Source organism: Rhodococcus sp. PD04, assembly GCF_035918275.1.
Classification (GTDB): domain Bacteria; phylum Actinomycetota; class Actinomycetes; order Mycobacteriales; family Mycobacteriaceae; genus Rhodococcus; species Rhodococcus rhodochrous.
Window position 1 is genome coordinate 4568623 of record NZ_CP142143.1, and the last position, 18953, is coordinate 4587575.

Annotated in this window: 20 protein-coding genes; 12 read left to right on the plus strand and 8 right to left on the minus strand. The window is 67.5% G+C overall.

Features of this window, described 5'->3' with window-relative positions:
• Positions 1-4: 4 nt before the first annotated feature.
• Both U9J23_RS20725 and U9J23_RS20730 read right to left on the minus strand, forming a co-directional pair.
• Positions 5-595, minus strand: a complete 591-nt coding sequence (locus tag U9J23_RS20725) for a hypothetical protein (RefSeq protein WP_059383755.1) — start codon at positions 593-595, stop codon at positions 5-7.
• Between the two features lie 326 nt (positions 596-921).
• Positions 922-2148, minus strand: a complete 1227-nt coding sequence (locus tag U9J23_RS20730; protein ID WP_059383754.1) for an acyl-CoA dehydrogenase family protein — start codon at positions 2146-2148, stop codon at positions 922-924.
• 133 nt (positions 2149-2281) lie between these two features.
• On the opposite strand from U9J23_RS20730, the gene U9J23_RS20735 reads away from it, so the two are divergent.
• A complete protein-coding gene (locus U9J23_RS20735; protein WP_059383753.1) occupies positions 2282-3397 on the plus strand; it encodes an energy-coupling factor ABC transporter permease in 1116 nt (371 codons plus the stop codon).
• Between the two features lie 67 nt (positions 3398-3464).
• Positions 3465-4748 carry a lipase family protein gene (locus U9J23_RS20740; RefSeq protein ID WP_326600184.1) on the plus strand — a complete coding sequence of 428 codons (1284 nt, stop codon included), beginning with the start codon at positions 3465-3467 and terminating at the stop codon, positions 4746-4748.
• Position 4749: 1 nt separating this feature from the next.
• Here U9J23_RS20740 and U9J23_RS20745 read toward each other — a convergent pair whose 3' ends face one another.
• Both U9J23_RS20745 and U9J23_RS20750 read right to left on the minus strand, forming a co-directional pair.
• Positions 4750-6510, minus strand: a complete 1761-nt coding sequence (locus tag U9J23_RS20745) for a CocE/NonD family hydrolase (protein WP_272268029.1) — start codon at positions 6508-6510, stop codon at positions 4750-4752.
• Positions 6511-6679: 169 nt separating this feature from the next.
• The gene (locus U9J23_RS20750; RefSeq protein WP_442802257.1) at positions 6680-7309 is read right to left on the minus strand and encodes a TetR/AcrR family transcriptional regulator; all 630 of its coding nucleotides are present in this window, start codon (positions 7307-7309) and stop codon (positions 6680-6682) included.
• Positions 7310-7405: 96 nt separating this feature from the next.
• Here U9J23_RS20750 and U9J23_RS27775 point away from each other — a divergent pair, with 96 nt between their 5' ends.
• The 6 genes from U9J23_RS27775 (at position 7406) to U9J23_RS20775 (ending at position 11846) form a co-directional block, all read left to right on the plus strand.
• Positions 7406-7456, plus strand: coding sequence for a hypothetical protein (locus U9J23_RS27775; protein WP_367880875.1), 51 nt, complete (start codon positions 7406-7408; stop codon positions 7454-7456).
• Between the two features lie 114 nt (positions 7457-7570).
• Positions 7571-8086 carry a DUF4242 domain-containing protein gene (locus tag U9J23_RS20755; protein ID WP_016694511.1) on the plus strand — a complete coding sequence of 172 codons (516 nt, stop codon included), beginning with the start codon at positions 7571-7573 and terminating at the stop codon, positions 8084-8086.
• Between the two features lie 7 nt (positions 8087-8093).
• A complete protein-coding gene (locus tag U9J23_RS20760; protein ID WP_272268025.1) occupies positions 8094-9143 on the plus strand; it encodes an acyl-CoA dehydrogenase family protein in 1050 nt (349 codons plus the stop codon).
• A complete protein-coding gene (locus tag U9J23_RS20765; RefSeq protein WP_059383748.1) occupies positions 9119-9859 on the plus strand; it encodes an ABC transporter ATP-binding protein in 741 nt (246 codons plus the stop codon). Before U9J23_RS20760 ends, U9J23_RS20765 begins: the two co-directional genes overlap by 25 nt.
• Positions 9856-11028: an ABC transporter substrate-binding protein gene (locus U9J23_RS20770; protein ID WP_059383747.1), complete on the plus strand. Its 1173-nt coding sequence runs from the start codon at positions 9856-9858 to the stop codon at positions 11026-11028. Before U9J23_RS20765 ends, U9J23_RS20770 begins: the two co-directional genes overlap by 4 nt.
• Before the next feature lie 47 nt (positions 11029-11075).
• Positions 11076-11846 (plus strand): ABC transporter permease, encoded by a 771-nt coding sequence (locus U9J23_RS20775; RefSeq protein WP_228525861.1) that lies wholly within the window; start codon positions 11076-11078, stop codon positions 11844-11846.
• 7 nt (positions 11847-11853) lie between these two features.
• Here U9J23_RS20775 and U9J23_RS20780 read toward each other — a convergent pair whose 3' ends face one another.
• Genes U9J23_RS20780 through U9J23_RS20795 form a run of 4 tightly spaced genes read right to left on the minus strand, consistent with a single transcriptional unit; the run spans position 11854 to position 15652 of the window.
• Complete coding sequence (locus U9J23_RS20780) at positions 11854-12327, minus strand: nitroreductase family deazaflavin-dependent oxidoreductase (RefSeq protein ID WP_059383745.1); 474 nt, start codon at positions 12325-12327, stop codon at positions 11854-11856.
• Between the two features lie 4 nt (positions 12328-12331).
• Positions 12332-13204 (minus strand): alpha/beta fold hydrolase, encoded by an 873-nt coding sequence (locus U9J23_RS20785; protein ID WP_059383744.1) that lies wholly within the window; start codon positions 13202-13204, stop codon positions 12332-12334.
• On the minus strand, positions 13194-13835 hold the full coding sequence (locus U9J23_RS20790) for a TetR/AcrR family transcriptional regulator (RefSeq protein ID WP_059383743.1): 642 nt from the start codon (positions 13833-13835) through the stop codon (positions 13194-13196). The genes U9J23_RS20785 and U9J23_RS20790 overlap by 11 nt, the downstream gene beginning before the upstream one ends.
• On the minus strand, positions 13832-15652 hold the full coding sequence (locus U9J23_RS20795; RefSeq protein WP_326600197.1) for an N-acyl-D-amino-acid deacylase family protein: 1821 nt from the start codon (positions 15650-15652) through the stop codon (positions 13832-13834). Before U9J23_RS20795 ends, U9J23_RS20790 begins: the two co-directional genes overlap by 4 nt.
• A 72-nt stretch (positions 15653-15724) precedes the next feature.
• Between U9J23_RS20795 and U9J23_RS20800 the strand changes: the two genes are divergently transcribed.
• The 4 genes from U9J23_RS20800 to U9J23_RS20815 all read left to right on the plus strand — a co-directional run bounded on the left by U9J23_RS20800 (position 15725) and on the right by U9J23_RS20815 (position 18952).
• Positions 15725-16786: an alanine racemase gene (locus U9J23_RS20800; protein ID WP_059383741.1), complete on the plus strand. Its 1062-nt coding sequence runs from the start codon at positions 15725-15727 to the stop codon at positions 16784-16786.
• Between the two features lie 92 nt (positions 16787-16878).
• Positions 16879-17325, plus strand: coding sequence for an FAS1-like dehydratase domain-containing protein (locus tag U9J23_RS20805; protein ID WP_272268020.1), 447 nt, complete (start codon positions 16879-16881; stop codon positions 17323-17325).
• The gene (locus U9J23_RS20810; RefSeq protein ID WP_059383739.1) at positions 17322-17759 is read left to right on the plus strand and encodes a MaoC/PaaZ C-terminal domain-containing protein; all 438 of its coding nucleotides are present in this window, start codon (positions 17322-17324) and stop codon (positions 17757-17759) included. The genes U9J23_RS20805 and U9J23_RS20810 overlap by 4 nt, the downstream gene beginning before the upstream one ends.
• Before the next feature lie 56 nt (positions 17760-17815).
• Positions 17816-18952, plus strand: a complete 1137-nt coding sequence (locus U9J23_RS20815) for a PQQ-dependent sugar dehydrogenase (RefSeq protein WP_059383738.1) — start codon at positions 17816-17818, stop codon at positions 18950-18952.
• Position 18953 lies beyond the last annotated feature (1 nt).

Genomic DNA, 18953 nt, shown 5'->3' on the forward strand with positions numbered 1-18953 from the left:
GCGCTCAGGCCGGGACGACGACCTGTTCCCGCGGTGTCATCGCCGGCACCGCCCGGGACTGCTGCGCCCTCCGGTGCGGTGCGACCACGGCCTTCTCCTGCGCAGCACGGGCCACCGCCTGCTGCCGGCCTGCTCCGGATGCCTCCGCGAGCAGCGCCGACACCGACCGCTTCATGACCTCGACGGCCTCGGGCACCGACAGGCGCAGTACGTCCCGCAGCGATACCCAGGTGGGCCAGGTCGTCGACACTCCCAGCAGGTTCTCGATGTGGGTGCGGACGGTGTCGTCGACGCCCTCGAACTGGTCGGAGAACAACGCCCTGATCTCGTATCGTGCCCGGTCGAGATAGCGCAGGCGGTTGCGCTGCAATTCGCGCGAGAACGGCGCGCGGATCTCGGACGACCGCGCGAACGGCGCGATGTATTCGAGCAGTTCCGCCCGCTGCCGGCAATAGGCGTCGATCCGTTCGTCGAGCGGCAGCGACGGATCGATCGGCTCGTAGGCGTCGTCCTGGCGCCGCATCAGTTCGGCACCGGTGGCGGCGAACAGCGTCTCGAGATCGCCGAAGTGTCCCCACAACGATCGCAGGGACACCCCCGCCCGCGAGGCGATCTGCGCCCCTGTGGGTTTGAGCTCTCCCGCCCTGATGAGCGCGATATGAGCTTCTATGACGGCCTGCCGGGTGCGCTCTGCGCGAGCGCTCCTGCCGTCCGTCGTGACCGACGGCTTGTCGCCGTCCTTTCGTTCCGCGTACATCGCTCCCCCGATTTCCGCTCGGATTCCCCTCCGGACCGGTCACTCCCCTCGTCGGTGACCGGCATAACTTTTCTCATGGCGAACAATAGTCGACACAGCAGGGGAATTGTCATCCCCTCCGGGAATTGTCCTATTTGCGAATATCGAGCGGCCGTATGCAGGGCTTACTGGGCGAGCAATCCCTTCGCGATATGTGTTACTTGAATTTCGTTACTACCGGCGTAGATCATCAGCGATTTCGCATCGCGCGCGAGTTGTTCGACGCGATATTCGGCCATGTATCCGTTTCCCCCGAACAGCTGCACGGCCTCCATCGCCACCTCCGTCGCCGCCCGCGACGAGTACAACTTCATCGCCGATGCCTCCGACAGGCTCACCGGTTTCCCTGCCTGCGCGCGCTCGATCGCGCTGAAGACCATGTTGCGGACGTTCACCCGCGCGATCTCCATCTCGGCGAGCTTGAGCTGGATCAACTGGAACTGCGCGATCTCCTTGCCCCAGAGCTTCCGCGACTTCGCGTACTCGGTGCACAGCTTCAGGCACTGCTCGATGATGCCCAGAGCCAGATAGGCGATGCCGATACGTTCGGTGGCGAAGGACTCGCGCGCGCTGTCCTTGCCGTCGCTGCGACCGCCTTCCTCGGTCTCCCCCAGCAGCCGGTCGCGGGTCAGGCGCACATTGTCGAAGAACAACTCACCCGTCGGCGAGGAGTTCATGCCCATCTTCTTGAAGGGCGGGCTCTGGGTGAGCCCCTCCATGCCCTTGTCCAGCACGAATGCGAGCACCTTGCGGTCGCGGCGATCCACCGAGGGATCGCCTTCGTCGAGCTTCGCGTACACGATGATCACGTCGGCGTACGGACCGTTGGTGATGAAGGTCTTCTGGCCGTTGAGGATGTAGTCCTCCCCGTCGCGGCGCACCGTCGTCTTCATCCCGCCGAACGCATCGGAACCCGAATCGGGCTCGGTGATCGCCCACGCACCGACCTTCTCGAAGGTCACCAGCTCGGGCAGCCACCGCTTCTTCTGCGCGAGAGTGCCGCGGCTGCGGATCGTGCCCGCCGTCAGGCCCAGGCTGACGCCCAGCGAGGCGATGAGTCCGAGACTCACCCCGGCGATCTCGATGTTGAGCAACGCCGCCATCCCCGGAGAACCGCCGGTACCCCCGGACGACCCCGAAGGCTTCTCTCCGCGTTCCTCTTTCGCGAGGGCACGTTCGAGCGACTCGCGGGCCATCTCGTCGATGCCGAAAGTCGCGTACAACTTCCGGATGATGTCGTACGGCGGCAATTCTCCCGACTCGAGACTGTCGACGTGCGGACGGATTTCCTTCTCGATGAATCCGCGAAGTGCGTCGCGGAACATGAGGTCTGTGTCGGACCACTCGTACATGCACCGAACATAGAACAGGTGTCGATTCCGTCCCGGCCTTTCGTCCCACTGGGCATCCGAAAACGCTCCACGTACAGCGTGCCGGTACTAGCCTTCGCCGCAGAGCACTCCGTCGGCGAGAGGGACATCGGAGATGGTCGATTCGAGTGGGTTTGCCGGCACGGACGTCCTCGCCCTGCACATGGGCGACGGCCTGATCGCCGACCGCGCATCCGCGTGGTTCTTCGTCATCGCCGTGATCGGGGTCAGCATCGCCGCCTGGTACGCACGCAGCGACCTGAACAAGAGGTCGGTGCCCACGGCGGCGGCGGTCTGCGCCCTGTTGTTCGCCCTGCAGGTGGTCGACGTTCCGGTGCTGCCTGATGTCAGCGGCCATGTCGTGGGCGGCGCGCTCGCGGCGATCCTGCTCGGCCCGTTCGTGGGTGCGGTCGCATTGACGATCGTCCTCGTGGTGCAGGCCTTCGTCTTCGCCGACGGCGGCCTGTCGGCGCTGGGTGCCAACGTCACCAATATGGTGCTCGTCGCCATCGCCGCCGGTTTCCTCACCGCGACGGCACTGCGCGCACTGTGCGAACACCACGGTGTGCGGCGGTTCGTCATGCTCGGCCTGGTCTCGTTCGTCGCCGGATTCGTCTCGGTCCTCGCCGCCGTGACGGGTTTCGTCGTCGAGTACGCCCTCGGCGGCACCTTTGCGGTGCCGGTGTCGAACATCGGATTCCTCTACGCGACGCACATTCCCGTCGGGCTGGTCGAGGGTGTGGTGACGGCCGCCGTCGTGCTCGCCGTCGCGCGGGTCTCGCCGGAGTCCGTCCAACTCACGCGACTGCCGGTCAATCCTCTCGACGCGACCACGTCTCCGCCCCCGCCTCCGCGTCCGCGCGCTCGCGGGACGCTGTTCATCGGTTTGGCGTTCACCTCGCTCGTGGTCGCGGGGATCGTCGCGCCGCTCGCCGTCGACACCCCCGGCGCTCTCGAGGTGGCCACCACGCGGGGCTGTGAGATCGACTCGTTCGCCGAGGATCTCACGGGCGACTGCATGGCCCGGGACGTCGAGGAACACCGACTCGCCGACAGCGCGCTGGCCGACTACACGATCGACGACCGCCCCGGTTCCACGGGTGTGGCCGCGGTGCTGGGGACGCTCGGCACCTTCGTCCTGGCCAGCGTGTGTTTCCGCGCTCTCGTGCCGCGGCCGGCGAGCACGTCCACCTCCGCCCCGAAGGCACCGCGGAGTACGCCTGCCGGCTAGGTGTCGCGTCCCACGAGCGGCAGCCCGCTCATCCGCCGATCGGTCGACCGAACGAGGGACCCACGTCATGGCACGTCGCACCACCGTCCGTCTCCCCCGTCGTCTCGTGATGGTCGCAGCGCTCGTGCTCGCCGGTGCCGTCGCTGCAACGGGCACCACCGCTGCACAACCGGTACAACAGATCCCGCTGCCGTCGGCGGACCCGTCCTACACCTTCGACGGAGCACTCGACGATGTCGCTCCGGGTACGGTGCTGCGGACGCGGGAGATGCCGTACGCAGCGCCGGATCTTCCGACACCGATCACCACCACGCAGGTGCTGTACCGGACCACCGACCAGCAGGGCGCACCCACCGTCACGGTCGCCACGGTGATCCGTCCCCTGCTGCCCGGTCCGGCGAAACTGTTGTCCTTCCACACCGCCTACGACGGTCTCGGTACCGAATGCGACCCCTCGTACACGCTCACCGGACACGGATCGAGCCGCGCCGCACTCCTCGAACAGGGCGTGATCACCGGCTACCTCGCCGCCGGGTACAGCGTGGTGGTGCCCGACTACGAGGGAGAGGACCTCGCCTGGACTGTGGGACGGCAATCCGCCCATGCTGCGCTGGACGGGATCCGGGCCGCCGAGGCCGTACTGTCGCTCCCGGCGTCCACGCCGGTGGGGATGATCGGGTATTCCGGCGGATCGGTGCCGACGCAGTGGGGTGCCGAGCTCGCGCCCCGATACGCACCGGAGTTGAACCTCGTCGGCGCGGCGGCCGGTGGCCTGCCGGTCGACCTCGCCCACAACCTCCCTTATGTCAGCGGCAGCGCCCACTGGGCCGGTGTGATCCCGGCACTGATCGTCGCGTATCAGCGCGCCTACGGCTTCGATCCCGACACCTTCCTGTCCGATCGCGGCCGGCAGGTCGTCGGGCAGGTCGAGTCGAACTGCATCGGTAACTTCGCCTCCGACTACCCCGGTCTGACCGACGCGGAGATGGTCCGTGCGCCCTACACGTCACTGCTCGACGTTCCCGAGGTGGTCGCCGCGATCGACGACAACATCATGGGAAGTGCAGGCACACCTGCCGTTCCTGTCCTGCTCGCCGTCGGCAATGTCGACGGCACCGGGGATTCGGTCATGATCGCCGACGATGTGGAGGGGCTCGCCCGCGAATACTGCGATCGCGGTGTGGCCGTGTCCTACGACGAGTACGCCGGACGGAACCACGCCGACGCCTTCTTCCCGTTCCAGGCCCAGGCGGCGCAGTTCCTGACGGAACGTTTCGCCGGCCTCGCGGACGGAAGCGATTGCGATGCGGTCGGGCCGGGCAACGAACTGACGCCGACACCCGTTCCGTGAGTCAGATCCGGTCGACCTCGATCCAGCTCGCCCCACCGAAATGCACGGTGTTCCGGCTGAGATAGGGCGGGACAGGAAGATCGAAATGTACCCACCCCTCGGAGGGGCTGGAACGCAGAAGATCTGTGCGGCTGCCGATATCGAAGCGGAGGGTGTCGCCCGGGAGCAGGCGGGTCGGCGCCGGGGTGAGGGAGAAGTGCAGGTCGACGGGTTCGTTCGGTATCAGGGGCGTGCGGATTCCGGAATCGATGGCGACTTCGGCGCCGGTGCAGTGTTCGGCCTCGATCGTTCTCGCCGCGGGCCGGATCGCCCCCATCGACAGCTGGTGACGACGGCCGGCACCGTCCACCCGGGACAACCGGGCGACGACATAGGAGTCGATCTCGTTGCAGCCGAACGACAGATGGGCGGTGATCGCTCCGGTGAGCTGCATCTCGGTCTCGATCGTCAGCTCGAAGGTCAGCGTCTGGACGGCAACGTCGTCGAGGCCACCGAGCACGGGCACACCGATGGGCACCGCCACCCACGTGTTCGATCCGGCCTCCGTCACATCGCGGGAGAGTCGGTGGATGGCGGAATCCTCACCACCCGAGCCGAGGTGGAGCCGCAACGGCGCTGCTTCGCGCGGTGGAAAGGCGTCGGCGGCGCCGAACCGGTCGGCGCCTTCGATCCAGTACCGCACCGGTGCCTGCCCGTCGTAGCCGTTGTCGGTGCCGCGCAGGACGTGGTCGAAGAAGGCGAGCGCTTCCTCCTGCCACGAATAGACGGGCAGATCGTAGGCGGGAGGAGCGAGGATCAACCACTTGCTGTCCTCGGGTGTGGAGGCGTTCTCGAACAGGTCGTAGCTTCCGAACTGGTGCAGGTTGAAGTAACTCAGGTTCTGCACGACGACGAACGGCACCTCGATCTCCCCGAGTCGACCCGCCGGACTGTCCGGGACGGAATCGTGATCGCGGGTCTTGGCATCGAACATCCAACCGGCGTAGATCTCCCGGACCTTCTCGACCGGTGTCGCCGACATGAACTTGCGGAACATCCGGTCGACCTGTTCGTGCACCACCTTCTCGACCACCCCGTGCAGCGGTCCGTTGGTGAGATGACTGATCAGGGCTCGGGTGTCGGGCGACATCCGGGTGTCGTAGTTGTTCTCGGTGAAGTTCGCACCCATCCAGATGTTCATGAAGTACAGCCCCGGCACCCCACCGAAATAGAGCAGGTGACGGTAGAGGTCGGTGCAGATCTCGTTGGCGAAGAAGGCATTCAGGGCCGGGGGCCGGCGGATCGCGACGGCGGGCTGTGTCATCCCGTAGTAGGACGTTCCGAACAACACGACTTCACCGTTGCACCAAGGCTGTTCGGCTGCCCACTCGATGACCTTCGCATGGTCGTCGATGTCCTGTGGGTCGAAGAAGGTGACCTGTTCACCGGTGGAACGGCCCATACCGCGACGTTCCACGACGACGGGCGCGTAACCGCGGTCGGTGAATACCGGTGGGGATCCGATCTCGTTCGATCCGGTCGGGATTCCGGCGGTGTGGTACTCCGTGGAGTACGCGGCGAACGAGACCACGGCCGGATATCGACCCTCCCGCTCCGGCAGGTAGACGTCGGCGTGCAGGGTCACACCGTCGTCGACGGGGATCTGCCGGTCCGGAAGCATGCGTTGCCCGAGACCGTGCATCGCAGGCGGTCCCGGAGTCCATCCGGCGTACTGGATCCCGGACGTGGAAGGGGTCAGGCGCATGTGGGAGCGTCCGGTCATGACGCGAATTCCTGTCGTCCGGTCGAGCACGTCGCGGTGACCCAATTGTGCACCGGCCGCGCACACGCGCACCGGAGTTTCCTGTCACTCGACGACGGGGATATTTTCCGCCCGGCCGTCCGTGACCGCCGGAAACGCTGTCGAAGTCGTTTTCGACGACCGCGCCGGACTACAGGTGCGACCCGATCACGTCCCGGGCCATGTCCCTACCGAACCGGATCGGCTCCACCGAGTGCTCGAACTTGCTGCCGGACAGGGCACCGTCGTAGATCAGCTGCACGCGCCGGGCCACGGCCTCGGGTTCGGACACCCCGGCGAGGTCGAGCAGTTCGACGAGCGTCGTCTTCAGCCATTCCCGGTGCGCGAGTACCGGTTCGAGAGGTTCCTGAGGGAACTCGGTCGCAGCATTGGCGTACTGGCATCCGCGGAAGTTCTTCTGCGGCGCCGACTGCATCGCGAGATCGAAGAAGGTGAGGATCTTCGCGATCGGATCGTCGAGCGGTTCGACCGCGGCGTGCCACCGCTGCCGGTCGCGCTGGTCGAGGTCCTCCAGATAGGCGAGCACCAGTGCATCCTTCGACCCGTACGACGAGTAGAGGCTCGCGCGGGCGACGCCGGCCTCGGCGAGGATGCGGTCGATGCCCACTGCACGGATACCGTGCTCGGCGAAGAGCGTGCTCGCGGTGTCGAGCAGACGTGTGGCGGGTGAGGGCTTGGACGGCGATCGCTCGGCTTTCCCCTTCGGACCGGCCGTGCCCTTCGGAGTGCCGGTTGATTCACTCTCGACGAACGTACGCACGTGCCCAGAGTAACGGACAGGGCGCGATAGACAGACCGTTCTATTCACAGTACGGTGGAGCACGTGACACACAGCCTTCTGACTCGCCGCCTGCACGTGGATCTCGTGCGGGTGTCGACTGCTGCGTGTTGTCGCTCCTCTCTCTGACCGGCCTCGTCTGCGTGCGCCGCATGCCGTAGTCGCCCCGTCCGAAGACGAAACGGCGCCCCGTCGCGCCCGGACCGGTCACAGTTCCAACCCGCTTTCCCGGAAGGTGACCCCATGTCGCTGTATCTCTACGAACTCGTCCCCACCGAGGGCCAGGCCGAAGCTGCCATCAAGGCCTTCGACGATGCTGTCGTCGCCGCCGGCGGCGAACTGATCGAATCGCAGGTCACCACCGGTGGCACGCGCGTCTTCGCGATCGCCGAGTTCGACGCCTGCCGTCCCGCCCAGCTCGAATCGGCCTCCCTCGATGTCGCCGAGATCGTCGGCCCGAACGAGGTCCGTCTCGTCGGCGCCGAGCTCGACCAGATCAAGGCCACCCGCCCCGAGGCCGGTTACCTCGTCGAGTGGGACATCCCCGACACGATCGACATGGAAACCTACCTCGCGCGCAAGAAGGCGAATTCGCCGAAGTACGCCGACGTCCCCGAGGTGAGCTTCCTGCGCACCTATGTCCGCGAGGACATGGACAAGTGCCTGTGCTTCTACAACGCCCCCGACGAGGCAGCCGTCGTGCGCGCCCGCGAGGTCGTCAGCACGCCCATCGACCGTCTCCACTCCCTCGAAGGATAAGCATCCGATGACCGCGGCCATTGACCGGACGAGCGAGGAACAGCGCGTGGCGATCGCAGAATTCGTACGCGATCGCGCAGCTGCTCTCGATCGCGGAGAAACCGATATCCGCACCGACATCGCCCGCACGGGCGAGCTCGGCCTGCTCCGCAAGGGGCTGAGCGGGGAGTGTCTCTCCGAGATGGTCGCGGTCATCGACGAGGTCGCCGCCGAATCGCTCACCGTCGGCTTCTCGCTGTGGGCGCAGCGCATGGCGCTCGAATACATCGATCGCGCACCGCAGTTCCTGCGCGATCGTTACCGGGACGACCTCGCGTCCGGCCGCACGATCGGCGTCACCGCCATGGCCGCGGCCCTCAAGCATCTCGCCGGTCTCGGCGAACTCCCCCTCGTTGCCGATCGGACCGACGACGACATCACCGTCACCGGTCCGATCCACTGGGCGTCCAACGTCTTTCCCGACTCGGTGATCGTCTTCCCGGCCCGCACCGCCGACGGTGATCGCCTCGTCGCCGTCGTCCGCGCCGATGCCGAGGGCATCACCATCGCGGATTCACCCGAACTGCTCGCGCTCGGCGCCACGTCGTCGACCTCACTGAAGTTCGACGGGGTGCGGATTCCGCAGTCGCACATCCTCACCGAGGATCTCGCGAACTTCTGCGGTTCGATCCGGCCCACCTTCATGATGCTGCAGACCTCGTTCTGCGTCGGCATCGCACGCGCATCGCTCACCGAGGCCGCCGGCCGTCTGCACGGACTGGGCGAGCAGTTCACCGGTGAGTACGAAGAGCTTTCGGCGCAGTACGAGTCGCTGCGCGAACGGCTGTACCGCTTCGCCACCGATCCCACCTCGATCGCTCCTGCGGAGTTCATCCGTCTGCGCCTCGACGGTTCGGTCGTCGCCGTCGCCGCGACCCGCCTCGAGGCGACACTGCGCGGCGGTGCCGGATACGCGACGGCCAGCGCCACCAACCGCCGATTCCGTGAGGCGGCCTTCCTGCCCATTCAATCGCCGTCGGAAGGACAGCTTCGGTGGGAACTGTCGCAGTACGAATAGCGAACGGATACAAGAGTTTCGCCGGTCGCCGTAGCCCGGTCCTCCAGGGGGTGGATCTGGATATCGCGACCGGCGAGTTCCTCGTCGTGCTCGGCAGCAGCGGTAGCGGCAAGTCGACGCTGCTGCGGATCGTCGCGGGTCTCGATCACCTCGATCGCGGTTCCGTCGAGTGGCCCGACACCGAGGGCGACAACCGTCCGCACACCGGGATGGTCTTCCAGCAGCCCTTCCTGATGCCGTGGCTCACCGTGCGCGAGAACATCGCCTTCGGTGGACGGTTCGCCGCGCACCGCGAACGGTTCGACACCGCCTACGCCGATTCGCTCCTCGAGCGTTTCGGCCTCTCCGCGCTCGCCGGCTACTACCCCGACCAGCTGTCCGGTGGTCAGGCCCAGCGCATCGCCGTCATCCGCGCCGTCGCGGTGCGTCCGCGACTGCTGCTGCTCGACGAACCGTTCAGCGCCCTCGACCCGGCCACCCGATCCGATCTGCGGTCGTGGCTCGGCGAACTCGCGCGCGATCTCGGTTTCACGACGGTCCTCGTCACCCACGACATCGACGAGGCGCTCGAACTCGCCGACCGCATCGCCCTGTTCGGAAGTTCGGGTGTGGTGCAGCAGGAATGGACGCTCGGCGGCATGTCTGCGCTCGACCGCGACGCGCTGCGTCCGGCCATCCTGGCGCACTACCGCGATTCGTCGCTGTCCGCGACATGACCGATCCGGGCCTGTTCAGCCGTCGCACCCTCATGCGCGGTGCGCTCGGCCTCGCGGCAGCCGGGGGTATCGCCGGCACGATCGACCTCGCGCGCACCGCGACCACCGACCGCGCCAATCGCACGGGGCAACTGCGCATCGGCTACCTGCCGATCACCGACGCCGCGCCGCTGCTCGTCGCGCACGGGTCGAGCCTGTATCCCTCCGGCGTCGTCGATTCCGCGAAGCCGGTGCTCTTCCGCAGTTGGGCGTCGCTCGCCGAGGCCTTCATCAGCCGGCGCGTCGACGTCGTGCATCTGCTCATGCCCATGGCGGTCCAGTTGCGGTACAGCCTGGGTAGTTCCGTGCGGATCCTCGGCTGGAACCACACCAACGGCTCGGCGCTGACGGTCGCCCCGCACATCACCGACCTGAGCGATCTCGCAGGTCGGACGGTGGCGATCCCGTTCTGGTGGTCGATCCACAACATCGCTCTGCAACAGCTGTTGCGGGCGCACGGACTGACACCGGTCGTGCGGGAGGCGCCGTCGAAGTCCGCCCGTACCGTGGGCCTTGTCGTCATGGGACCGTCCGACATGATCCCGGCCCTGGCGAACGGCTCGATCGCCGCGTTCACCGTCGCCGATCCGTTCAACGCCGCCGCGGAGGTCCGCGGGGTGGGGCGGATCCACCGCTTCCTCGGCGACATCTGGCGCGACCACGCGTGCTGCGCCCTGCTCGTGCACGAGGACCTGATCGAACGCGACCCCGTCGCCGTACAGTCCCTCACCGACTCGGTGGTCTCCGCCCAGTTGCAGATCGGCGCCGACCGTCAGGCCGCGGCCGCGATGTTGTCCGCCGGATACCTTCCGCAACCGTTGCCCGCGATCACGAAGGCCCTCACCTATCCCGACCGAGAGGCCGGCACGGTGCACCCGCAGTGGCAGCCGCAACGCATCGGATACCAGCCGTTCCCCTTCCCGACCTTCACCGCGGCACTGATCGAGGCGATGCACGACACCGTCGTCGACGGCGACACGCGGTTCCTCTCGCGCCTCGACCCTGCGACGGTGCACGACGACCTCGTCGACGACCGGTTCGTCCGCACGTCCCTCACCCGCGTCGACGGCACCGATGCCTTCGGCCTTCCCGCCGATCTCACCCGCACAGAGGAGGTCGATCCTTCGTGAGCGCCCCGACCAGCACGGCGCCGGAGACGGCCCGCACCGTCCGGCAGCTGCCCCTCGTCCCCCAGGCCGTCGCCATCGTCATCGCGATCGCCTTGTGGTGGCTGGTGACGACAGTGCTCGTCGCGCCGGATTCGCTCGTGCGGGACTTCGCCCCGCAGTACGTCTTCCCGGCGATCATCGACCTGTTCGCACGCGGCGTCCTGCTGCCCGACACCCTCGCGAGCCTGTGGCGGTTGCTGGTGGGTCTGCTGATCGCCGCGACGCTCGGCATCCCGCTCGGGTTGCTGATCGGACTCAACCCGTTGGTCGAGCGCGCGACGATGCCCATCATGCAGTTCCTGCGGATGATCTCGCCGCTGTCGTGGGCGCCGATCGCCGTGGCGCTGTTCGGCATCGGCCACCAGCCGGTCTTCTTCCTCATCGCCGCCGCCGCGATCTGGCCGATCGTCATCAACACGGCGGCCGGTGTGCACGGCATCGACCAGGGCTATCTGATGGTGGCCCGCTCGTTCGGTGCGACGCGACTCGAACTGCTCACCACCGTCGTCCTGCCGGCCATCCGCGCGCAGGTACAGACCGGTCTGCGGGTCGGTCTCGGTATCGCGTGGGTCGTGCTCGTCCCCGCCGAGATGCTCGGCGTGCGGTCCGGTCTCGGCTACCAGATCCTCAACGCCCGCGACCAGCTCGCCTACGACCAGGTCATGGCCGTGATCGTCGTGATCGGTTTCCTCGGGTTCTGGCTCGACTGGGCGGCGCGGCACCTGCTGCGCGAACGGCGCAGACCGGTGAGCGTCGAGGAAGCCGACCGCCCGCTCTGACCTGCGATCAGGACTCGAGCGGCGTCAGTACGAAGACGGGGAGCACCCGGTCGGTGCGCTTCGCGTACAGCGCGTAGTTCGGCCACGTCTGCAGCAGCACCTGCCACAGCCGCTCGCGTTCGTCGCCCTCCGCGATCCGCACCGACACCGCGTACTCGTGCCCGTCGTACAGCACCTGCGCCCGGTCGGCCGCGCGCAGGTTGATCGCCCAGGACGGGGCTTTCGGGTGTCCCCAGTTCGACCCCACCACGAGCCATCCCCCGTCGTGCGGCACACACAGCAGCGGTGTGGACCGCGGCACCCCGGTCTTGCGGCCCTTCACGGTGAGCACGAGCGAGGGCAGTCCCGCGATCGCGAGCAGCGTGACCTTGCCGCGCGTGACCCGTTGGATGGTCTTGTCCACCGCGATGATCGGCTGTGAATACCGCGGCAACCACGGCAACGCTCCGATACGGACGGCGACCGGTCGGAGCGGATTCATGCGGTCATCTCCCCCAGGCTGCCAGCAGCGTCCGGGCTGCGGCGACGACGGCCAGCGGCTGATCGATCATCGGATGGTGGCCCGAGGCCGGGAGATCGATCAACAACGCATCAGGACCCAGATTGTCGACCATCCGCCCGTAGAGCGCGTCGTCGATGATGCCGCGTTCGCAGCGGAAGTAGGCGACGGCGCATCCCGGACTCATCGCCTCGAGGCTACGGCGCCCCTCACGTCCCATGCGGAGATTGTCGAATTTCCACGACCAGCCGCCGTCGACCTGCTTCAGCGATCCGCGGGCGATGTGCTCGAGCACGTAGGGTTCGGCGTCGTCCTGCGGCGGCACGAGGCGGAATCGGGCGACGGCGTCCTCCGCCGCGGCGTACACCTTCGGCGGTCCGGCGTTCGCGACGGCTTTCGCGCGCATCTCGAGTTCCTCGGGCGTCATGTCGCGGATCGGCGAATCGATGATCACCACACCGGCGAGTTCGTCGCCGTGGAGATGCGAGGCGGCGAACGAGACGATCCCGCCCATGCTGTGACCGATGAGGACCGGTGGACCGCTGATGCCGCCGGCGCGGGCCGCAGCGACGACCTCCGCGGACCACGCTTCCAGGGTGTAGTGCTCGCGGTGGTCGCTGTCGCCGTGACCGCTCAGGTCGAGCGCGACGACGCGACGTCCGGCGGCGAGCTGCGGGCCGATGTGGTCCCACCACCCCGAATGGGCCATGCCGCCGTGGACCAGCACGATGCCCGGCAGACCGGATTCGCCCCACGCCCGGTAGGCGATGGTCGCACCGGCTGCCTCGACCTTCCCGGTCTCGACGGGTGTGGCCAGGGCGTCGACGAACCACTGAGGAGCAGATCCGTTATTGCTCATTATTCGAACTTATGTCAGATGTGACGAGCGCCAACATCCGGGCCATCAGTTCGATCCGTCGCACCTCGAATTCCGGCTGCGGATGCACCGTCGACGCCAGCGCTTCGCCATCGAACATGTGCACGAGCGACAGCAGGAGGGTGTCGAAGACGTCGGCCGGGAACCGTGCCGCGACAGGCAGCGACCTGCCGAAATCGACGATCTGGGCGTGGTAGCGCTCGGCCATCGGCGTCAGATGCTCCCGCAACGCCGGGTCGGTGCGCGCCGCGCCGAGCAGTTCGTACCAGGCTGCGTTCATCGGGGCCCGGCAGGCGGTGCGCAGCAGCTCGAGGCACACCCGCAGCGACTCGGAGATGTCCGCGTGCTCGTCACCGAGCGCCGCGAGACCCGCTTCGAAATTCGCGAACTGGCGTTCCCGGACGGCGTCGGCCGCCGCGATCATCAGGTCGAGTCGCGTGGGGAAGTGCCGGAACACCCCACCCGACGACACCCCCGAGCGCCGGCACACCTCACCGATCGTGGTCGCGGTGTAGCCGAGCTCGGCGAGGGCAGTGATGGTCGCGTCGAGGATGCGACCGATCGTCTCCTCCCTGCGCTCCTGCTGGGTACGACGTACTGCGGGTGCACTCACGCGACGGGCTCACCCGCCGGGACGCGCATCGGCGCGGGTCCGCGCTCCTCCACCCCGGCGCGCAGGAACCGGCCGGTGCCGACGGTGCGTCCGTAACCGGACACGAACTCGCCGTCGCGGAAGACCACCCGGCCGGCGACCGCCGTCGCCGTCACCGCGCGGTCGTTGCGGTTGACCATGCGGCGGATTCCGCCGAACTCCTCGAGCGGCGACTCGTGATAGGCATCGACGTCGGCGTTCAGCCCGGCAGGATCGACGACGACGAAGTCGGCGCGGTCACCCACCCGCAGGTGGCCGGCATCGATTCCGTAGAAGTCGCCGAGTTCGCCGGTGAGCTTGTGGACGGCTTCGGGCAGCGTGAGGAACGGCCTGCCCGCCTTCTCGGCGTCGTGGACGCGGCGGAGCAGGCAGATCGCGAAGTTGTAGAAGGCCATGTTCCGCAGGTGGGCGCCGGCATCCGAGAACCCGACGGTGACGCCGGGCGTGCGGATGAGCCGGTCGGCGACCTTGCTTCGGTCGTTGGCGATCACGGTGTGCCACCGGAACTTCCGGCCGTACTCGACGACGAGGTCGAGGAAGGTGTCGACAGGATGCAGCTTCCTCTCGCGCGCGACGTCACCGATCGACCGGCCGACGAGCGAGGCGTCGGGGCATTCGACGATCCGAGTGTCGTCGAAGTCGCGGTGCCACACGCGCGGCGAGAACTTCTTCTCGAAGTCCTGCCGGAACCAGCGGCGGTAGGCCTCATCGCGCAACAGGTCGTTGCGGACGAGTTCGTCCTGCAGATGCAGTGCGGCACGGCCCGATCCGAACTCCTCGAAGACGACGAGGTCGATGCCGTCGGAGTACACCTCGAAGGTCGTGGGCAGATGTTGCCAGCGGAAGGCACCCTTGCCGATCCGGTTGGCCGCAAATGCGATCGGACCGAAGATGCGGTTGACCCACCGTTCGGCCTTCGTGTCGGCCGCTGCGAGCACCGACGCCTTCATCGGCTTGCGCCCGATGCCCGTGCTGGCGAGGGCGAAGAACGCGACGTCGTACTTGGTGTTGAGGTTCGGCACTGCCTGCAGGGTACGACCGCGCCGGCGCAAGATCTTGTGCAGGCGGCGGAATTCCGACCACGACGCGTGGGTGGACGGCAGGGTGCGCGAGCGATAGCGGTCGCCGTCCATCTTGTCCCACGGGTTCGTCATCGTCGACACGCCGAGGAAGCCCGCGTCGAGGGCGTCCTCGACGCGCGCGTCGATCTCGGCGAGTTCGACCCGGGTCGGGCGGTTCGCCGACTCGGTGGAGCGCCCGAGCCCCATCACCGACGCGCGGACGTCCGAATGTCCCACGAAGGCCGTCACGTTCGGGCCGAGCGGAAGCTTGTTCAGCGCCTCGATGTACTCGCGGGGCGTGTTCCAGGTCTCGGACTTCTCGAGGGCCGAGAGGACGTGCTCGCGCGGGAGTGCTTCGACGCGACTGAACAGGTCGGCAGCGTCGACCGGCGGCACGAAGACCGTCGAGATCGAGCAGTTGCCCATGAGCACGGTCGTGACGCCGTGCCGCACCGACTCGGACAGACCCGGACCCACGAGCACTTCGGCGTCGTAGTGGGTGTGGGTGTCGACGAAGCCGGGCATCACCCAGCGGCCGTGCGCGTCGACGACCTCGGTGTTCGGACCGGTGGGAAGGTCGTCGGAGGTCGCGGTGACGACGACTCCGTCGCGGATGCCGAGGTTGCGGACGACGCCGGGTGCGCCCGTCCCGTCGAACCAGAGACCACCTCGGACGATGACGTCGAAATCCCCATTATTGTGATCTACACCACTCATGGCGCGAGGGTAACACGAGAAAGAGGTCGCGCACTCTCTAAATTCCCGGTCCCGACGGTCTACGGTTCGGCCATGGACCTCGACACCACCCCGGCACTGCTCGTCGACCGCGACATCCTCGACCGCAACATCGCGCGGATGGCGCAGTCCGCCGCCTCACGAGGCCTGTCGCTGCGACCCCACGCGAAGACGCACAAGTGCTCCGAGATCGGACGACGCCAGCTCGGTGCGGGAGCCCGGGGACTGACGGTCGCGACCGTCTCCGAAGCCGAAGTCTTCGCCGACGAGGGTTTCGACGACCTGTTCGTCGCGTACCCGCTGTGGGTCGACGCTGCCCGCGGTGCACGGCTGCGCGCGCTGGCCGACCGGGTGCGCCTGACGGTCGGGATCGATTCCGCGACCGGAGCCCGGCAACTCGTCGAGCACGCCGGCACCGCGATCGGGGTGCTCATCGAGATCGACAGCGGGCACCACCGCACCGGCGTGTTGCCCGAGCAGGCCGGAACCGTGGCGTCGACGGCACGCGAGGCGGGCCTCGACGTGCGCGGCGTCTTCACCTTCCCCGGCCACTCGTACGCACCCGACGCGCCGGACAGCGCAGCACGGGAGGAAGCCGACGCACTGGCGGCAGCAGCGGCATCGCTACGAGCAGTGGGGATCGAGCCGACCGTGATCAGTGGGGGCTCCTCCCCCACGGCACTTCTCGACGTGCCCACGGTTGCAACCGAACTGCGTCCCGGCGTGTACGTCTTCGGTGATGCGCAGCAACTCGAACTCGGCGCGGTGAGCGAATCCGATATCGCGCTGACCGCCCTGGCGACCGTCGTTTCCGCTCGCGACGAGGTGGTCGTGCTCGATGCCGGTTCCAAGGTGCTCGGCGCCGACCGGGCCGCGTGGGCCACGGGGTACGGGCGCATCCTCGGAGAACCGGACGCACGCATCACCGCGCTGTCGGAGCACCACGCGACGGTGCAGTGGCCGGAGGCGTCGACGCGCCCGCGGCTCGGCGACAGGGTGCGAGTGATCCCCAACCATGTGTGCAACGCCGTGAACCTCGCGGACGAGTTGATCACGGTCTCCGGCGACGCGGTAGTCGAGCGATGGAAGGTCGCGGCAAGAGGGTGTAACACGTGATCCCGAGACGGTCCCCACACGATCACCTCGAATTCGGCGTGTAGGTCACGAACACGACACCGATCCTCCCCGCGCGCCGCTACGCTGCGTTGATGCCGCTGAACCCCGACCTTGCCGGACGCATCTTTCCGCCGACGTCCTATCTCGTCGGCCGGGAGAAGATCCGGGAATTCGCCCGCGCCGTCCGATCGACGCATCCGATCCACCTCGATCCGGAGGCAGCCCGGGCCGCCGGCTTCCCTGATGTCGTGGCTCCTACGACCTTCACCACCGTCGTCCAGAGTCCGTCGGTGACACAACTTCTGGAGACGCCGGGTACCGGTCTCGAGCTGCAACGGGTGGTGCACGGGTCGGAGAAGGTCGAGCACCGGCGCCCGATCGTGGCCGGCGACGACCTGACCGCGACGCTCACCATCACGAAGGTCACCGAACGCGCCGGCAACCACATCCTGTCCACGATCTGCGAGATCCGGGACGACACGGACGATCTGGTCGCGGTGGTCACTTCGACACTGCTTCACCGAGGAGACGACGCATGACACTCGGCACCGCACTACGATTCGACGAACTCGAGGTCGGTGCGATCATCGCGAAGACCGAACTGACGGTGACCCGCAACGATCTGGTCCGCTACGCCGGTGCCTCGGGCGACTTCAACCCGATCCACTACGACGAGGTCGTCGCGGCCGGCGAAGGGCTCCCCGGCGTGCTCTGCCAGGGAATGCTCACCGCAGCCCTCGCCCTGCAGACCCTCACGGAACGGCTCGGCGATCCCACCGTGGTCGTCTCCTACGAGACACGGTTCACGCGACCCGTTGTGGTCGACCCGATGCACGGTGCCGTCCTGTCGGTGTCTGCGAGGGTCGCCCGCCGCGACGAGGCGGAGCGCATCGCACGGATCGATATCACCGTATCCGTCGACGACCGGCGGGTGCTCGGCAGGACCCAGGTCCGGCTCGCGTTCTCGTCCTGACTCCGAACGCCGGGAATTCGCCGACGGAACGGACCTCGGTAAGAGAGGATCGACCCATGTCGCGGACACTTCTCGTCGGCTTGGCCGCCGCAGCAACAGCTGTGTACCTCGGGGCATGTGCGTCCCCGTCGAGTCCGTCCGTCGACGAGGGTCCCGCCGGGGTGAGCCGTACCATCGTCGAGCACTCGGCGTCCGAGACGGCCACTCCGCGCGTGACCGGCATCGTCGCGTCCGGTCTCGACACTCCGTGGGGAGTTGCTTTTCTTCCCGGTGGTTCTGCACTGGTGACCGAGCGCAACACCGGCCGGATCGTCGAGATCACCGACGGCGAGGTCCGCGAGGTCGGTCGCGTCGGCGAGACCCTCGCGCAGGGCGAATCGGGACTGCTGGGGATCGCGGTGTCGCCGACCTTCGACACCGACCGCTTCGTGTACCTGTACGTGACAACCGGCAGCGACAACCGGGTACTCCGAGCCGTTTTCGACGGCACCACGCTCGCCGAACCGGAGGTGATCCTCGACGGTATCCCGGCCGGGCGGATCCACGACGGCGGGCGGATGATCTTCGGTCCCGACGGGATGCTGTACGTCGCGACCGGCGAGGCGGGCCGACGCGAACTTGCCCAGGACCCGAATTCACTCGGCGGCAAGATCCTTCGCATCACGGGCGACGGCGAACCCGCGCCCGGCAATCCCGATCCGGCGTCGCCGGTGTACTCGCTCGGTCACCGCAACGTACAAGGACTCGCATTCGACGACCGGGGACGGTTGTGGGCGTCGGAGTTCGGACAGAACGACGTCGACGAGCTGAATCTCGTGACGGCCGGTGCGAACTACGGCTGGCCCGTGGTCGAAGGCGCCGGCGGGTCCGACGAATTCGTCGACCCGGTGCTCACCTGGCCGGTCTCGCAGGCGTCGCCGTCGGGCCTGGCGTGGTTCGAGGGCAGCCTGTGGATGGCGACTCTTCGTGGAGAACGATTGTGGCGCATCGACGTCCAGGACACCGATGTCCAGGACACTGACGTTCAGGGCACTGCAGCCACCGCGACCGACTTCTTCGTCGGCGAGTACGGAAGGTTGCGGACCGTCGTCGCCGCACCGGACGGCTCACTGTGGCTGACGACATCCAACCGGGACGGTCGCGGCAGCCCGGCCGGCGACGACGATCGCATCCTCCGGATCGAGATCTCCTGAC